Here is a 16197-nt window from a genome sequence, read left to right on the forward strand (position 1 = left end):
TTGTAGATCATGATATTTTCGCGTGCGTTACCAGCTTTGGAATCAAAGCCCTGTACATTAACCACGCCGCTTACATTTTCAGAAACTACTTTGCTGGTACCGGCCGAAATAACGGCCCCAACCATCAACAAACCAAAACCCAAATGCGCCACAGCCGAACCGGCCAGCTTAAATTTACCTTTAAAAGCGTCTACCAAAACTTTAGCGTTGGCAATAACCGAGTAAACCGAACCACACATCACCAGGTTAAACACAAAGCTCAAACGGTAAACCCCGCTCAGGTAAACAACAAGCAGCGTAATCAATATGGCAAATACGAAGTAAACGCCGGTAGTAATAAAAAACCGGGTAATATCAGTCTTTTTATATTTCAGGAACTGGGTAAAGCCGGTAAGCAGTGTCACCACAAACGCAAACGACGACTGGATCACATTATAATGTTTTATATCAGCAGGACCAATTTTTGTACCGAACATAGCGTTCCAAACCGGTACAGATGTAACAATGATAAGGTGGAAACATGACAATCCTAAAAATACCGAACCTACAAACATCCAAAACTCACGTGAGTAGGTTTCTTCGTCTTTTTTGGTGATAGGTAATTCTTTCCATCTCCATACCAAAATCCCAACAGATAACACAAGGAATATCAGGATCCCGATCACCAGCTGCCAAAACATACCAAGATCGGTAAAAGCGTGAACAGAGCTTTCGCCCAAAATACCACTCCTTGAAAGGAATGAAGTGTACCATACTAATACAAAGCTCAGCAGTACCAGCAATGTAGCTGTAAAATATGAGTGACCGGTATTCTTAAACACAATAAGCACGTGCAAAGCCGCCACCATTGTTAACCAAGGGAATATCGAACCGTTCTCAACCGGGTCCCAAGCCCAGAAACCACCGAAATTCAGCGATTCATATGCCCAGAACGAGCCCATAATAACACCGGTACCCAATATCATAGACCCAAACAAAGCATACGATATAGCAGGCTGAACCCATTCCTTATAGCGTTTTTGCCAAAGTCCGGCAACCGCATAAGCAAACGGAACAATCATTGATGCAAAGCCCAGGAACAACGTTGGCGGATGAATAATCATCCAATAGTTTTGCAGCGATGGGTTCATTCCCTGCCCGTCTTTTATAAACTCGAGGTAGTTAGGCTGTGAAAATATAGGCGCTTCGATACCCGAGTTACGCAGCAACAGGAATGGTGAACTACCTATGCGCTGACCAAAAATATCGATGCCCAACACCATAGTACCCAATATCACTTGTGACAGGGCCACAACAGTCATCACCGGGCGCTCCCATGACTTGGCCCTTGCAATAAGTACATTACCTAAAACAGCCTGCCAAAAGGCCCACAGCAAAAAGCCTCCCTCCTGCCCGTTCCAGAAACCGGAAACGAGGTAATAAACAGGCAATGAACGCGAAGTATAAGCCCAGGCGTAATGATACTCGAAATAATGATTATAAAGCACATAGAACAGGCAGGTGCCCATTCCTAAAATAGAGATAGAGTTTACGTAGAAACCTAAACGGCCTAAACGCTGCCAGCTACTGTTGGCCTTGCCGGCATCGTCAGTAGTAGCAAAATAGTAACTTATAAATGACAGCAGGGCTGCACCAAACGAAAGAACAATAAAAAACTGGCCGATTTGTCCCGGTAAAAGGTGTTCGCCCTTAAAAACTGTATTCATCAAAAATGATTAAATGCTGGCTTGCTTAGCCTTTGCTTCTGTAACTTCTAACTTATCCTGGGTATATTTGGATGGGCATTTCATCAGGATCTTTGAGGCGTGAAACTCGATGCCAACCATCTGGCCGGTAAGTACCAGTTGTTCTGAACGCTCAAAATCTTCGGGCTTGGTACCGGTAAAAACAACTTTACGCTCCTCGCCTTTATTATCTTTCATGTAAAATGAAAAATAATTGGCATCCTTAGTGGCGTCATAAACCATTTCCTTCCCCTTGCTAAAATGGCCTATTACATGCAGTTCGCTGCTGGTTTGCTGTGCTTCGGCAAAGGAAGCATAGGTGCTTGAGCTTGAATAAACACTAATGATAACCGCTATAGCTATAGCGATAACAACAAGACCAAAAATTGCACTTTTTTTCATCCGCGGTTTATATAATTAAAATAACGATTTGCAAAAATACAAAACATGCAGCGAATAATGTTTATTACAAGACATATGTATTATTTAGAATCATTCTTAATATGATATTCAAGAAGCAGCGTCATTGCGAGGAACGAAGCAATCCCCTACTCGCAGAGCCACTCTGTATAGTTCGCGATTGCTTCGTTCCTCGCAATGACGTGGGGGTGAAAATTGCTTCGCATCCTGATGAGGACTTTATTAAATTATCCTTTTTTTGCAATGGTTGGCGATGCCTGCGGCCCGGGCTCTACGCTCATACGCCTGCAGGCATTACGCTCATTGGCCGGTATACGCTACGATCCCTATCGCGGAAATTAGTTTTTCACCAGCTTGGTATCCCTTATTACATAATACCCCAGAAAACCTTTATTCACATGGAGCACAATATATGATGAGCTATCTAAATCTGCATTATCATCTACATTAATCTCCTTATCAAAGTTATCATATCGAACATCAACAGAAGGTCCGTGCCTACCTGCTGCGTGATGTTTATCGTTGATTATAAGTTTAATTTCGATTGTCTGGTTATAGGCAAAAGCATTGTTAATAAATAATGGAATCCCAACCAGCAGCGATCCATATCCAAGAAAGGCAAAAAAATAATTCTCCCTACTTTTAGTGAAAAGAATACCAATAAGCCCAAAAACACTTGCTAAAAGCAGTGGTAGCTTATAATCAATCAAAACATCCCTAAAATTGAATACAGAATAAAAAAACGTAAAAAAACACAACACATAAAAAGTCACTAAATATGGTTTCAAAGCAGCTTGAAATTTTCGTTGATCTCGTCCCTTATTTTTCAATACATCTGCCGTCTTCATACTAATAATTTTGACGCAAATTTAAAATTTAAACAAAAACGAGGTGGGCTTTTTCAAACCCACCTCGCTATATATAAAACTATTAAATCCTTAATTACGGCCAGATACCCAAGTTCTGGTACGACACCGCTATTTTATTAATAGCACCAACCATGGCAGCATTACGCAGCGTTCCGATTTCCGGATTGCTTTTGTATATCTCCCTGATCTCATGGTATGAGCGGATCATGGTATCTTCCAGTCCCGAGTTTACCAGCTCAAGCTCTGATGCACCTTTAATAATGGTTGAGCGTTGCATCTGGGTTAAAGCTACTCCGGTGATACCTTCAACCATGTTTACCAGGTTAAGGTTGGAATTTTCTTCAAACCTGCGGTTCATCCTGCCGAAAGCTACGTGGCTCAGGTTCTTTAACCATTCAAAGTATGATACGGTTACACCGCCTGCATTGGCAAACATATCAGGTACAATCATCCCACCATTCGCATAAAATATCGCTTCGGCCTCGGGCGATGTTGGGCCATTAGCGCCTTCAACAATGATCTTAGCCTGTATGTTGCGGATGTTTGCTTCTGTAATTTGATTTTCAAGAGCGGCAGGTACCAAAATATCACATGGTTGTTCAAGACCTTCCATGGTATTGGTAAATTCCTGAATTGCAGCAGCGTAACCTAAAATGGAACCTGTAGCTTTACGATGCTGGAATACAGCTTCGATATCTAAACCATTTTCGTTATAAATAGCGCCTTCAAACTCGCAAAGCCCAACTATGATCGCCCCCATTTCGGATAAGAATTTAGCCGAATAGTACCCTACATTACCAAGGCCTTGTACAATTACCCTTTTGCCTGATAAGCCCGGCAGCAAACCGATCTTTTGCATATCCTCACCAACGCTTACACACTCACGGGTAGCAATGGCCACACCACGACCAGTGGCTTCCCTCCTGCCTGCAATACCATGCAGGGCAATAGGTTTACCGGTTACAGCGCCCATAGCATCCAGCTGACCAGGGTTCATGGTGGCATAAGTATCAGCAATCCAACTCATTTCACGCTCGCCCGATCCATAGTCAGGTGCAGGTACGTCAATGCTTGGGCCAATAAAGTTTTTTTTGATCAGCTCAACTGTATAACGGCGGGTGATGTTTTCCAGCTCGCTTACGGTGTAGTTTTTAGGGTTTATTTTGATACCTCCCTTGGCACCGCCAAACGGGACATTAACAATGGCACATTTGTAGGTCATGAGTGCGGCAAGGGCCATCACCTCATCCTCGTTCACCATTTCGCTGTAGCGGATGCCGCCTTTGGTCGGCGACTGGTGGTGCGAGTGCTCAACGCGCCAGGCATCAATTACCTCGAAACCGTTGCCCCTGCGGATAGGGAAACGGAAGCGGTAAACACTGTTACATGATTTAATTTGATCAAGCAGGCCTGCATCGTGTTTGGTGAATTGGGCGGCATAATCGAAGTTTTTACACACGTCGCTAAAGAAGTGTGTTTCTTGGTCGGCAATCAAAATATTCGTAGCCATAACTATTGTATAAATATTAATCTCTTAAAAAAGTGAGCAAATTTGGTACAATTTTTATCAATATTGCAAATATTTCTTAGTTAGTGTGCCCTATACACTACCCTACACTACCACGAAAAATATGTTTAAATTGTTTAAACATATTATTTGAACTACTTTTCGTTTTCGACTTTTTTTAATCTGCGGTCTATAGTAAACAGGTAAATGGCCAGTCCAACAAAAATTATGGAAATAGTTGCAACAACTACGTAAATTTTTCCCGATTGGCGCAGAGCATCTGCCATTTCAACTTGCTGCCCCTGTTGTGCAAAAACAACGGTACAAAAGGTAAGCAGCAACAATAAAAGCGTTAATTTCTTCATCTTAATTTATAGCGTTCTTCTTATTCTCAATTAAACGGATGCGGTAGCGGATAGTTGCTATCCAAAGGGCAATAAAACTCCAGCCCAGCATGGCCGGATAAAAGGCTATTTTCATGCCGTTATCAAGGTCGTATTTACCAAATGCAGGGTTACCGCCGCTGCCCGGGTGCAATGAATCTGTTAAACGGGGTAAAACAAATATCAGCACAATCATAATGGGGAAAGCAAAGATGTTGTAGATGGCCGAGATCTTGGCCCGCTTTTGCTCCTCATCAATAGAGTTACGAAGCACCAAATAAGCGCAGTACAGTAAAAATGCAATCGCCGCGCTGTTTTGCTTAGGGTCACCGCTCCAAAATTCGCCCCAGGTATATTTTGCCCATAACATGCCGGTTAAAAGCCCTAAACTGTAAAACAGCAGTCCCGTATTAACACATTCAACAGAGGCCAAGTCATGCTCCTCTTTACCCGTTTGCAGATACTTAATACTAAAATAAACCGATACCACAAATACCGTCAGCATACCCATCCACATAGGTACGTGGAAATACAAATTACGGATGGTTTCGTGAATAATTGGCAGCCTCGGCGCTTTGAAAACCAGGCCGGTGTAAAAGGTAGATAATACCAGCAAAACAGCTGCTACCTTCCACCATGTTTGATAAATAAACTTCATATTAAATTGTGCGGTAAAGGTAGTCAATTAGTTTATTTGTTCACTTGTTCATTTGTTCATTAGTATATCAGCATGACGCAAATTCTGCATTGCACAACACCAATGAACCAGTGAACTAATCAACCGGTGAACCAAATCAATCCCCAGGCTCATAATCAACCGGCAACAAATCGCCGAGCTTGGCTTTTGACCACGAGCCCTCATAAAGCGGGCTTGGACTTGATACCACAATGCCATTCATATCAAAAGCTATATAGCCCGAATATTTGGTCATGATGCTGGTTTCGTAGTTGGGCATATCCAGCGGATGGTAAACATCTTTAAACTCTGTAGTTTCTTCGCGTTTGGTATAGGCAACGTATAAAAAGTGCGGAAAAGTAAGCGCATAGATGCCGTCCTGCGGGGTTTTACGCAGGATCTCAAATTCCTGGTAAGGCAGCTTGGCCAGGTTTTCACGATACCATTTGGTCATTTTCGACAGATTGTAGTAACGCATTGCCGAATCGCGCGGGCCTTCACGGTATTTTTTCATCTTCTGCATCAGCACCGCTTCTTCAGGTCGTTCAGGGTTAATTTGTCTCGTAAAATCATGCGCCTCAAACCCTTCCTCTTTTAGTTTACCTTTATAAAGTGAACGGTAAAAATGCTGAGCAGATCCGTAGTAAGCCTGCTCGCGTTTCTGCTTCCAAAGCTTCTTCTGAGCAGCACTGCCGGGCAGGTTTTCGAACAAAGCACTTCCCGAATAGGATATGGTGTGCTCAATAGCATCGTACAAAAAGTTTTTTAGCAAAAATTTAGTGCGATATCCCAGCGCGAGGTTCTCCACCACTAAAAACTCATCGCCTGATGCTTCCAGTTGCTGTTTGCCTCTATGGTAAATTATATTAAGGATGTGCGGATTGGTAACCTTACACTCTTTGCCGTTTTCGGTATCGCCAACAAATTCTTTCCTGAACAGTTCGTAGTTCTTTTTCCAGTCGGCACTGCTGCTGATCACCACTTCGCGCAGCATCAGCACTTTTTGGTTAACTTCAATACTCAGTTTTGCCGGTTCGCGGCCAACCAGTACAGTTGTAGAATATTCTTCAATACTTACACCGGTGACTACCAGTTGGTATTGGCCCGGCTTTACTCCAGCCAGGGTAAAAGTACCATCCTCGGCTGTGGAAGTGCCGTAAGTAGCATTATTTAAAAACACGCTTGCATTGGGTACCGGGCTTTTAGTATCAGCCCGCACTACCTTACCTGTAATAGTACCGGTTTGCGCCGAAACTATGAGCGGACATACAAACGCAATAAGCAAAAACCAATAAAAACGCATTAAATAAAATTAGGATATTTTTTCAATCTACTAAAAAACACATTTTTTATGAACGGTTAATGAATTGTTGACGTATAATTTTTGTTGCGTTGTTTTGTTAACGAGCGCAAGTTGGTAATAAATAAAATATGTCATTGCGAGCGAAGCGCGGCAATCTCGTAGCCAATGCATGTCCGCCCTGTATAGCATGCGATTGCCACGTCGCGCCCCGGCTCATTCCTTTGCCGCTCCTCGCAATGACATGGTTTTTCACGTCCCCTCAGGGTCTCTCGCAGAGTACCCTGAGTGGACAAATAAAAAGCGGCATGAATTGCTCCATGCCGCTTTCAAAACATCATTGTAAACTAATTACAGGCTCTTCAAAAAGCTCAACATGGCATCCCTGTCAACTTTTGACAAGGTACTAAAGAATACTTTTGATGACTCTGCCTCACCGCCATGCCACATAATGGCTTCGGTAATACTTCGGGCACGGCCATCATGAAGATAATAGCCCGGATAATTAACCTTTTCAAACAAGCCCAAACCCCAAAGCGGAGCAGTACGCCATTCCTGTCCACCGGCTAAAAAGTCGGGGCGGTTATCAGCAAGGCCTGGCCCCATGTCATGTACCAGCATATCTGTATAAGGATGGATCACCTGGTTTGAAACCGATTTGAAAGCTACATTTATACCTGTTGTAAGGGTTTGGCGGTGACAACTTTCACATTTTCCTTGTTTAAATAATAATTCGCCCCTTTTATTGGTAGCATCGGTAACATCTCGGCGGGCCGGAACAGCAAGTGTAGCCGCATAAAATCTCACAGCATTTAATGTACTATCGGCCAGTTCAGGGTCATCTTTCAACCCATCGTATTGCGACTGACCAAAAGAGTTTTCAACCGGGAATATCTTATTGGTAATACCGATGTCCTGGTTGTAAGCAGCAGCAACTTGGGTAAGCAACGATGCAGTGTTGGCCTTCCAGCCAAAACGACCCAGTTTGCGCGACTGTGTCGCTACATCCCAAACGTAGTTGGCATGTCCCTTTATGCCGTCGCCGTTTGAATCATTAGGATCGGCCATAGCAACGATAGTACTTTCAGGTATAGCTTCCAGCAATCCTAAACCATACATTGGCGGTGCCAGGCGTGGTGACAACATGTATCCCGCCGACAGAGCCGTATACAGATTGCTTAGTGTATAAGTAGGCGCGCGCAAGGCATAGCTTTCACCATCCGGAAAATTGTATACTACCTCATTATAAGCAATATTAACCTTGCACTCAGGCGTTTTTCCAAAAACGGCTTTGTCCTGCAATTGCAAACCATAACCAGGTGCAGCAAGAGGGCCGCCATGCGCATCTGTACCGGGAATGCTGATCCTCACTAAGAGCGACGAATTTGATTCGCCGGCTGTTGGCAAGCCGATCCCATCATTATGATGACACGAAATGCAGGAGTTGTTATTGAAGATAGTTCCTAACCCCGGATTAATAGGTGCAGGCGCAGTAACAAATATCTTGCTGAATGCTGCGTCGCCTAAACTATGAACCTCTGCATCATAGCCCGAAAGTCCGGGAAACATATTGCCAAACGAGTGCGAGGTAATATCAAACACAGTGGCATCACCTCCTGATAAACGCTCGTCATATTTATCTGCAGAGAACTGGGCTGCTTTCTGGCATTTTGCCAGCAGCAGCACCAAAAGCACCAACGCGCCTATTACGCTTAATTTCTTCACTTTAAAAATTAGTCCTTAATATTAGTTTGTATAAATGTGATCAAATCGCCTTCAAGTGTGGCTTGCAGGGTTGCCAGGGCAGTTTGACTATTTGAAATTTTGTCGCGGTTATCATAGATAGCTTTTTCAAAAGTTGGGGTTATCAAAGCCATTGCCGATAGTGCAGTTTGTATTTGTGTTTTGATCTTGGTATCCAAAGCTGCGTTTTTTGAAGCAACCAAAGCACTTAAGCTTGTAGTACCTTTAGCACTATTATAAGTCGCGGTGTAAACATTGAGTACACCTTGTATATTGTTGATGAAATCGGTAGTGGTATTGTGCGAATATGATGATTCGTCTTTAGTCGAATCCCTTTCTGTGAAAGGCTCGGCCATTTTACCTGTACCTACTTCCTCGCAAATAGCAGCCATCTGAGTTGCAATAGTAACAAACAGGTCCTTACGCGTTTTAAAAGCTGTGCTTCCTTTTCCGGCGTTGATGATCTCATTAGCGTAATCAGCCGGTTTTACCAACCAGCTATCACGAAGTGTTGTGGTTGTATTGAGCAGGCTTTCGCTTGTATATTTCAGATAATCTTTTTGGCGTGCGGTAATATCGGCCGCTTTTCTTGTGCCACCCGGACCAAAAATAATGTATTCAATACCGTGAAAGCCTTTTGAGAAACCGTCAAGAGCGTCAACAGAAGTCAATGTTATGGCATCGGAGCTTCCTATCAAGGCATCAACATCTGTTCTGTTTAAAGGCCAGCTGTCCATAGTTGGATCGTAATAATTATCTTCAACCGGGCCAAATAAATAGCCTTCGGCCTGTTCCCATGGCTGACGGGCACTTTTCCATGCTACACGTGCAGTGGCAAGATTAGCATCTGTCGGAGTAGCTAAAAAGGCAACTATCGCAGTGTTTAATGCTGTGGCCTTAACCTGTATATCAGCGTAGTTTGGATTACCTACAACATTAACAAACTGAGTTATCACTTCCTGCTCATCAACAGTTGTATTTTGAACAGGTGTTTTGTCTTTTCCGCAGCTGCTAAGGGCAACAGCAGCTATGCATGACAGGCCAAGTAAGGTATTTTTCATGGTAAAAAATTAAGTTAGATGAATTATGATTTGATTGGATACAACTTCTGTTGTGTACTTTTTAAGCGGACGCTCGGCAGGCCCTGCAGTTACCTGGCCTTCATTATTAAAAGTGCTGCCATGCAAATCGCATTTGTAGCCGTTAGTGCCAACCGGTGTAAGTTGATTATCGGCATGGGTGCACTTCAACAGCAGCGCAGTATAAGTGCCGTTAGCCTCCTTTTTTAAACCGATATTATAGTACTGGTTTTTAGGCTGGATCATTTGAAAATTAGTTGTACCAAAAATGGTTTCCGGAACGGTTACCGTGTTATTTGCTACAGCCGCTTTATAAACAGGTATGGTAGCACAGCCCGATAACGAGCCCACCAGCATACCGGCACCTGCCGCAAGGCATAGCGAGCATGACTGTTTAACAAATTCTCTTCTATCCATGGTGCTTAAGTTTAAAATGAATATCCAATACCCAGGTTAATCAAAGTATTACTGGTTTGGTATGGCAATGCAACCGGGCTTGGGTTAATGATCAGCGCCGGGTTTTGCACACCACTATGGGCAAGCCTAACATCACCCTTAACCACCACATTGCGAAGCGGCAAGTAAGTTAATCCCGCTACCACATAGTTTTTATTAAGCGTTTGATCCGTTATACCGTTTGAGGCGATACTGGCATTCAAGTCCAGCTTTTCATCGCGTACAAAAACAATGAGTTGCGGGGCGTTTACTTTGCCATAATTACTGCGGTAAAGCAGATCGTAACCAATTTCGGCGTAAGCACCGTAGGCGGTTTTAGGGGTATTACTGGCATAAGCCCTGTTGATCTTATCGGCATCTTTAATAGAAAGAATGGAGCCTAATACTTTTACTGAAAAACCTTGTCCGTTATACTGGATATCACCCTCGCCCATAGCAACCGGGGTACCAAATACACCCGAGTTTAAGCCAAGGCTATCGGCCTCTGTTTTGCGGAGGCCAACAGTACCGCCGTAGTAGCCTGATAGCTGCGCTTTGAAACCGCTTTGATAGTATTGAAGTGCACCGGTAACCGCAAGGTTGGTACCTGTTGCGTTACGGCCTTCAAACCTGCCATCAACAATGCCGGTACCGTGGGTAAAACCGCCGGCGCTTAAGCCGTTCATCAATCCAATTGAGTAATTTATAGGAAAGTTATTTAAGCGGCCATAAAAACCAACGCCTAATTCGCGCCAGGTGGCCGGAATAATTAACGTTTCTACATAGTTACGTTCGTTACCGTTAAAGGTGGTTGGCAGGTGGTTTTCGTTCAGGATGCCTATCCTTGGCAAAAACAAACCGGCAACTATGTATTGATTAGGATTAAGGTTAAATTTCAGGTAAGCCTGCTCAATAGTGATCTCACCGCCAGGTTCGCCGCCGTTTACTTTGGCGTCCTCCAACTCGGTTTCAGAAAAGAAAGAGATCTTATCGCTGAATTTGTGGCCAACAAATAACACAAAACGTTCAAGATCAACCTTGGCCGTTTTTTGATTGTTATTATACTGGTAAAAAGCATTACCGTAACCACCTATGGTAGTATTGGATAAAAGCGAACTTTTAACGGTATTGTTATTAAGTGAATCTTCGGCAGTTGAGGTGTTTGGCTGTTGCGCCAGTACCGTGCCCGAAACAAAAAAAGAAAGTACAACTAAAGTAAGGGTTTTAGCATGCATTGTTGTTTGGTTAAGTCGGTGGCAAAAGTAATTACTAATTTAGACTTAATCCAAATTAAAATGAAATTAGAAAATAATGTAAAGAAAAGCGCCAAAATTTGCCGTTTTGCAGCAATGCACCAGCATGCCTCGTCCCAACACGTTAGCCAAAAGTTAGATCAGTAAAAGAATGCAGATAGTTAATTAGCGCAAAGGGAGCAAATCAGTCGCGCCATAAATAAGGGAAAAGTAACAGCGCTGTAGCTATAACAATGGCATTGATAGCACACAAAACACCTATGTTACCGTAAAAGAAACTTCGGTCTACCCCATCCATGGCACTTTTACTCAGCTTAATGAGTACCAGTATAACCGGGATAATAACCGGAAAACTTAATATGGCCATCAACGTACCATTATTACCTGCCTTTGATGCAATGGCCGAGATCATGGTAAACACAGTAGAAAAACTTATGCTCCCTAATAAAACAGCAAGGAAATAATATAATGGGTCGCCAAGGGTATTGGGGAAAAACACTTTAAATATCACTAATGCCAATGTGCTTAATAAAGCCATCAGCAAAATATTATAAATTGTTTTAGACAGGATGATGGCCTGCGGACTGGCAATGGAATAATAATAGAGTAACCGGCTTTTACTTTCCTGCATGAAGCTTTTGGCTATAGCATTTACTGATGCAAACAGCATGATGATCCAAAACAATACGTTCCAAACTATCGCGTAACCACTACTGTTTGAAAAGCCGGGATTAAGGTTCAATGAAATGTAACAAACAAACACGGTTGAAACCACGTACAGCAAAACGCCATTAAAAGCATACTTTGCCCGCCATTCCAGCAAAATCTCTTTTTTTAGCAGGTACCATGTTTCGTTAACCAGTTTCATGAGCGCAAATGTAATAATTACCCGCGAGTGAAGGGAGGCATTTGACAAGCTAATAAAATTAGCTTAATTTTGGCTATAACATACCAATTACTCATGCCTGTAGCTTATTTCCGCACACCGGTTGGCATTGCCCGCATTACTGAAGAAGACGGCTTTATAGCGTCGGTATCCATACGTGACGAAGATTACGAGATTGAACCAGCTGCTACAGAATTGCTGCAAACCGCTATCGATCAGTTAAATGAATACTTTGCAGGTACAAGGAAAGAATTTACTTTTCCTATTAAACAGGAAGGCAGCGACTTTCAACAACAGGTTTGGGATGAGTTATTGCGCATTCCTTATGGGGCAACCATTACCTACGCCCAGCAGTCAAACCAGATGAACAATCCTTTGGCTATAAGGGCCATCGCATCTGCCAATGGCCGAAATCACCTTTGGGTTGTTGTACCATGTCACCGGGTAATAGGCTCAGATGGCAGCCTTACAGGATATGCCGGTGGCGTATGGCGCAAAAAATGGCTGCTTGAGCACGAGGCAAAGGTATCAGGTGTTGGACAAACCAGATTGGAGTTTTAAACATCCACCTTTAACAGCCTCGATATTTTTTCATGCAACTGAAAAGGCTGAAACGGCTTTGAAAGCACATCATTCATCCCTGCCGATAAGGCCTCTTGCTGCTCATGGTCATAACTTGCTGCCGATAATGATATAATAGGAATGCTCCTTTTAGGCTCCTCAAAATCAACACGAATGGTTTTAGCTGCCTGGTAACCGTTCATTTCGGGCATATGGGTATCCATTAAAATAATGTCGTACTCTTTATTATTAAGTTTCTCAATTACTTTGCGGCCGTTATCAACCATCTCCACCTCTACATTCCAGTCTTTTAATATTTTGGAGAGCATAAACTGGTTTACCATGTTATCTTCGGCTACCAGCACCCTCACGCCGTTAAACGGCGGCAGAATCTTATCTTTTTTAGGGCTTACCTTGTCTTTAGGTTTAAGGCTTATGGTATACCAGTTTACAAAATTAAAAGTACTGCCCCTGCCTACCTGGCTGCTTACGGTAAGTTCGCCTCCCTTTAACTCGGCAAGCTTTTTTACGATGGTTAAACCAAGCCCGGTACCGCCATATTTACTTACGGTATCTTCTTCGGCCTGTTCAAACGATTCAAAGATCCGGTTAAGCCTGTCGGCTGGGATGCCGATACCTGTATCCTCAACGCTGAACTTCAATTTCACCTTATCATTGTGTTTTTGAAGTACCGTGATCTTGAGCTTCACGTATCCCCTTTCGGTAAACTTAAGCGCGTTGCTCAGCAGGTTCATCAATATCTGGTTCAGGCGCAATGAATCCAACATGAGGTATTGCGGCACTTCATCTTCAATATCCAGCAAAAACTCGATATTATTTTCGTCGGCTTTAAACTTAAGCAGGTTAAAAACCGAATTTACAATGTCATAAACATTATTTGCCGTACGCACAATGCTGAATTTGCCTGCCTCAATTTTTGATATATCAAGCACATCATTGATCACGCCCAATAATGATTTTGATGAAGTATCAAGCAGATCAAGCATCCCCAGTTGCTGATCGGTAAGGGCTGTTTTGCGCAAAAGCGATGTGATACCGATAATACCATTAACCGGTGTACGCAATTCATGGCTCATATTGGCCAGGAAAGTTTCCTTTACTTTTTTGCTGTACTCCGCGTTTTCTTTTGATTTGATCAACTGCTCCTGGTAACTTTTTTGCGGAGAAATATCACTGATATTGATAAATATGGTTTTATTGCGATATGCTGCCCTGCACTCCACCCAAATTACCCTTTTATCAAAGGTTTCAAACTTAAATTCAAAAATTGCAAAGCTGAGGTTATCTTTAATGATCTCGCCCAGTTTTTGGCGAAATCCGGCCCTATGATCATCAATAGCCAGGTCAACAATACTTTTGCCGATCAACTCAGCAGGCCTGAAGCCCATTATTTTTTCGACAGTTGGGTTGATGTTAGCAATGCGGAGGCTTTGCGCATCAACTGAAGTGATGATATCGGCCGAGTTTTTTACAACGATGGCATAATCCTGCAGGTCATCATTTTTTTGCTTTACTTCGGCCTGGGTACGGGCTAACTGAACAAATGAATCAACCTTGGCCGATGTAATGTAAGGATCAAGCGGTTTGTAAAGATAATCCACAGCTCCGGTACCGAGGCCTTTTACGGCGTACTTGGCTTCCTTTGAAATAGCAGTTACAAAAATTACCAGGATATCTTTGGTACGCGGGTTTGATTTAAGCATTTCAACCAGCTCAAAACCGTCCATCTCAGGCATCTGCACATCAACCAAAGCAATAGCTATATTGGTTTCCCAGGCAATTTTAAGGGCCTCGTTTGGCGAAGTTGTAGAGAATATCTTAATATCATCGCGCTCAAGCAATGCTTCAAGAGCAATTATGTTCTCTTCTCTATCATCAACAATAAGAATATTAACAGGGGTCATTTAATATTAATTAGGGGTTGCTGATTGTTACGAAAGTAAAAGTTTAAAAATCTCATCCTGTGTTAAAACGTATTCGGCAGCGCCTAAATTTATAGCTGCCTTTGGCATTTCGGCCATTTCTGCGTCACCTGGCTCCTGCGCTATAGTGAGGCTGCCGCTTTTCTTTAATTTTAGTAAGCCTTCGGCGCCATCCTGGTTGGCCCCCGAAAGCAATATGGCAATACACTTATCGCCATAAACCTCGGCAGCGCTTTCAAAAGTAACATCTATTGATGGTTTTGAATACCATACCGGTTCTGAAACATCCAGGCTAAAATAACCGCCCTCTTCAATTAGCGTATGATAGTTTGCAGGGGCAATAAACATGGTATTCGTTTTAAGAATATCCTTGTCCTCAATTTCGCGCATGTACATACGGCTATTTTCAGCAAACAGTTTTTCTATTTCGCTGAAAAAATTTTTCTTTCTGTGTATGATAAGGATTACAGTTTTTCCCAGTTTTTCGGGAAGATCTTTTATGATCCGGAACAAAATTTTGAACGAGCCCGCCGAACCGCCAAATAACACTATCTGGGCGGCATGCCATCTCTCCAGTAACTTTTTATCAGGTCCCAACTTTTTGATAAATGTTTTCCTTTTGGTTGATCACCTTAAACTTACTCTTAAACGAATCTGACCGGATAGTCTCTTTGCTGCCAAGGCATAAATAGCCCAGCGGGCAAAGGCTTTTATAAAACAGGTCAAGGATCCGCTCCTGCAGGTATGTTTCAAAATAAATAAAAACATTCCGGCAGCTTATCATCTGAAACTCATTAAATACCGTATCAGATATTAAATTATGTACCGAAAACAACGTATTCTGCTTCAATTCATTGTGTACCGATGCAGCATCGTACAAAATAGTAAAATGATCGGTAATTGAACCTTTTAAATCAGTATACTGATAGTTTTCGGCGTAACTTTTTATATTACGCAGACTATAGATCCCTTTGCGGGCCTCCTTTAAAACTTCGGTATTGATATCCGTACCGTATATGAACGATTTCTTTCCCAAACCGGCCTCCTTCAGCAAAATAGCCATGGAATACACCTCTTCGCCTGTTGAACAGCCTGCACTCCATATCTTCACATGCTGATAGGTTGAAAGATACGGGACAACCTGGGCATTAACCGCGCGATAAAAAGAAGGATCGCGGAACATCTCGGTTACGTTAACCGTAATTTCTTCCAGGAAGCCCTGAAAAAAATCTGCATTATTAATCAGCACATGCTTAAGGTCATAAAACTCAAACTTGTTAAGCAGCATGATCCGGGTCAACCTCCGTTTTAACGATGCTTTGGTATAACCCGAAAAATCAAACCCATGAACCTTTCTTACAATATCAATAAGTTCATGAACCTGTGCATTTGATATAATTCCCTGCGCTGTATCCATA

General features: G+C 42.7%; 17 protein-coding genes. 2 read left to right on the top strand and 15 right to left on the bottom strand.

What is annotated here, in order from left to right; translation table 11 throughout:
- Both ccsA (VF500_RS25470) and VF500_RS25475 read right to left on the bottom strand, forming a co-directional pair.
- On the bottom strand, nt 1-1706 hold a 1706-nt coding region (gene ccsA / locus VF500_RS25470), incomplete at its 3' end, for a cytochrome c biogenesis protein CcsA (RefSeq protein WP_330862358.1).
- A 9-nt stretch (nt 1707-1715) separates the two neighbouring features.
- Nucleotides 1716-2126 (bottom strand): cytochrome c maturation protein CcmE, encoded by a 411-nt coding sequence (locus VF500_RS25475; RefSeq protein WP_330862359.1) that lies wholly within the window; start codon nt 2124-2126, stop codon nt 1716-1718.
- A 228-nt stretch (nt 2127-2354) separates the two neighbouring features.
- Between VF500_RS25475 and VF500_RS25480 the strand changes: the two genes are divergently transcribed.
- Entirely contained in the window at nt 2355-2486 is a 132-nt protein-coding gene (locus VF500_RS25480) for a hypothetical protein (protein ID WP_330862360.1), read from the top strand.
- On the opposite strand, the gene VF500_RS25485 is transcribed toward VF500_RS25480, so the two are convergent.
- The 10 genes from VF500_RS25485 to VF500_RS25530 form a co-directional block, all read right to left on the bottom strand.
- Entirely contained in the window at nt 2483-2992 is a 510-nt protein-coding gene (locus VF500_RS25485) for a hypothetical protein (RefSeq protein ID WP_330862361.1), read from the bottom strand. The two genes, VF500_RS25480 and VF500_RS25485, sit on opposite strands and share 4 nt — an antisense overlap.
- A 94-nt stretch (nt 2993-3086) precedes the next feature.
- Complete coding sequence (locus VF500_RS25490) at nt 3087-4523, bottom strand: Glu/Leu/Phe/Val dehydrogenase (protein WP_330862362.1); 1437 nt, start codon at nt 4521-4523, stop codon at nt 3087-3089.
- 152 nt (nt 4524-4675) lie between these two features.
- Nucleotides 4676-4885, bottom strand: coding sequence for a CcmD family protein (locus tag VF500_RS25495; protein WP_121227648.1), 210 nt, complete (start codon nt 4883-4885; stop codon nt 4676-4678).
- Between the two features lies 1 nt (nt 4886).
- Nucleotides 4887-5588 carry a cytochrome c biogenesis protein CcsA gene (gene ccsA, locus VF500_RS25500; RefSeq protein WP_330862363.1) on the bottom strand — a complete coding sequence of 234 codons (702 nt, stop codon included), beginning with the start codon at nt 5586-5588 and terminating at the stop codon, nt 4887-4889.
- A gap of 109 nt (nt 5589-5697) precedes the next feature.
- Complete coding sequence (locus VF500_RS25505; RefSeq protein WP_330862364.1) at nt 5698-6882, bottom strand: carboxypeptidase-like regulatory domain-containing protein; 1185 nt, start codon at nt 6880-6882, stop codon at nt 5698-5700.
- 348 nt (nt 6883-7230) lie between these two features.
- Nucleotides 7231-8604, bottom strand: coding sequence for a di-heme oxidoredictase family protein (locus tag VF500_RS25510; RefSeq protein ID WP_330862365.1), 1374 nt, complete (start codon nt 8602-8604; stop codon nt 7231-7233).
- Nucleotides 8605-8612: 8 nt separating this feature from the next.
- Nucleotides 8613-9683, bottom strand: coding sequence for an imelysin family protein (locus VF500_RS25515; RefSeq protein WP_330862366.1), 1071 nt, complete (start codon nt 9681-9683; stop codon nt 8613-8615).
- A 9-nt stretch (nt 9684-9692) separates the two neighbouring features.
- On the bottom strand, nt 9693-10118 hold the full coding sequence (locus VF500_RS25520; RefSeq protein WP_330862367.1) for a Rieske (2Fe-2S) protein: 426 nt from the start codon (nt 10116-10118) through the stop codon (nt 9693-9695).
- A gap of 11 nt (nt 10119-10129) precedes the next feature.
- Entirely contained in the window at nt 10130-11371 is a 1242-nt protein-coding gene (locus VF500_RS25525) for a hypothetical protein (RefSeq protein WP_330862368.1), read from the bottom strand.
- 202 nt (nt 11372-11573) lie between these two features.
- Entirely contained in the window at nt 11574-12257 is a 684-nt protein-coding gene (locus tag VF500_RS25530; RefSeq protein ID WP_330862369.1) for a heme exporter protein CcmB, read from the bottom strand.
- A 93-nt stretch (nt 12258-12350) separates the two neighbouring features.
- On the opposite strand from VF500_RS25530, the gene VF500_RS25535 reads away from it, so the two are divergent.
- Complete coding sequence (locus VF500_RS25535) at nt 12351-12836, top strand: methylated-DNA--[protein]-cysteine S-methyltransferase (protein WP_330862370.1); 486 nt, start codon at nt 12351-12353, stop codon at nt 12834-12836.
- Here VF500_RS25535 and VF500_RS25540 read toward each other — a convergent pair.
- From VF500_RS25540 to VF500_RS25550, 3 genes are read right to left on the bottom strand one after another with little or no spacing between them, the layout of a single operon-like run.
- Nucleotides 12833-14761 (bottom strand): hybrid sensor histidine kinase/response regulator, encoded by a 1929-nt coding sequence (locus tag VF500_RS25540; RefSeq protein ID WP_330862371.1) that lies wholly within the window; start codon nt 14759-14761, stop codon nt 12833-12835. The two genes, VF500_RS25535 and VF500_RS25540, sit on opposite strands and share 4 nt — an antisense overlap.
- Nucleotides 14762-14788: 27 nt before the next feature.
- Nucleotides 14789-15376: a chemotaxis protein CheB gene (locus VF500_RS25545; protein WP_330862372.1), complete on the bottom strand. Its 588-nt coding sequence runs from the start codon at nt 15374-15376 to the stop codon at nt 14789-14791.
- Nucleotides 15366-16196, bottom strand: a complete 831-nt coding sequence (locus tag VF500_RS25550) for a CheR family methyltransferase (protein ID WP_199719352.1) — start codon at nt 16194-16196, stop codon at nt 15366-15368. The genes VF500_RS25545 and VF500_RS25550 overlap by 11 nt, the downstream gene beginning before the upstream one ends.
- Nucleotide 16197 lies beyond the last annotated feature (1 nt).

This window comes from Mucilaginibacter sp. (genome assembly GCF_036383575.1).
Taxonomy (GTDB): domain Bacteria; phylum Bacteroidota; class Bacteroidia; order Sphingobacteriales; family Sphingobacteriaceae; genus Mucilaginibacter.

What these genes read in the sequence shown, in the direction of transcription:
- VF500_RS25475 (WP_330862359.1), bottom strand. Translation starts at nt 2,126, where the DNA reads ATGAAAAAAAGTGCAATTTTTGGTCTTGTTGTTATCGCTATAGCTATA.
- VF500_RS25480 (WP_330862360.1), top strand. Translation starts at nt 2,355, where the DNA reads ATGAGGACTTTATTAAATTATCCTTTTTTTGCAATGGTTGGCGATGCC.
- VF500_RS25485 (WP_330862361.1), bottom strand. Translation starts at nt 2,992, where the DNA reads ATGAAGACGGCAGATGTATTGAAAAATAAGGGACGAGATCAACGAAAA.
- VF500_RS25490 (WP_330862362.1), bottom strand. Translation starts at nt 4,523, where the DNA reads ATGGCTACGAATATTTTGATTGCCGACCAAGAAACACACTTCTTTAGC.
- VF500_RS25495 (WP_121227648.1), bottom strand. Translation starts at nt 4,885, where the DNA reads ATGAAGAAATTAACGCTTTTATTGTTGCTGCTTACCTTTTGTACCGTT.
- VF500_RS25505 (WP_330862364.1), bottom strand. Translation starts at nt 6,882, where the DNA reads ATGCGTTTTTATTGGTTTTTGCTTATTGCGTTTGTATGTCCGCTCATA.
- VF500_RS25515 (WP_330862366.1), bottom strand. Translation starts at nt 9,683, where the DNA reads ATGAAAAATACCTTACTTGGCCTGTCATGCATAGCTGCTGTTGCCCTT.
- VF500_RS25520 (WP_330862367.1), bottom strand. Translation starts at nt 10,118, where the DNA reads ATGGATAGAAGAGAATTTGTTAAACAGTCATGCTCGCTATGCCTTGCG.
- VF500_RS25525 (WP_330862368.1), bottom strand. Translation starts at nt 11,371, where the DNA reads ATGCATGCTAAAACCCTTACTTTAGTTGTACTTTCTTTTTTTGTTTCG.
- VF500_RS25530 (WP_330862369.1), bottom strand. Translation starts at nt 12,257, where the DNA reads ATGAAACTGGTTAACGAAACATGGTACCTGCTAAAAAAAGAGATTTTG.
- VF500_RS25535 (WP_330862370.1), top strand. Translation starts at nt 12,351, where the DNA reads ATGCCTGTAGCTTATTTCCGCACACCGGTTGGCATTGCCCGCATTACT.
- VF500_RS25540 (WP_330862371.1), bottom strand. Translation starts at nt 14,761, where the DNA reads ATGACCCCTGTTAATATTCTTATTGTTGATGATAGAGAAGAGAACATA.
- VF500_RS25550 (WP_199719352.1), bottom strand. Translation starts at nt 16,196, where the DNA reads ATGGATACAGCGCAGGGAATTATATCAAATGCACAGGTTCATGAACTT.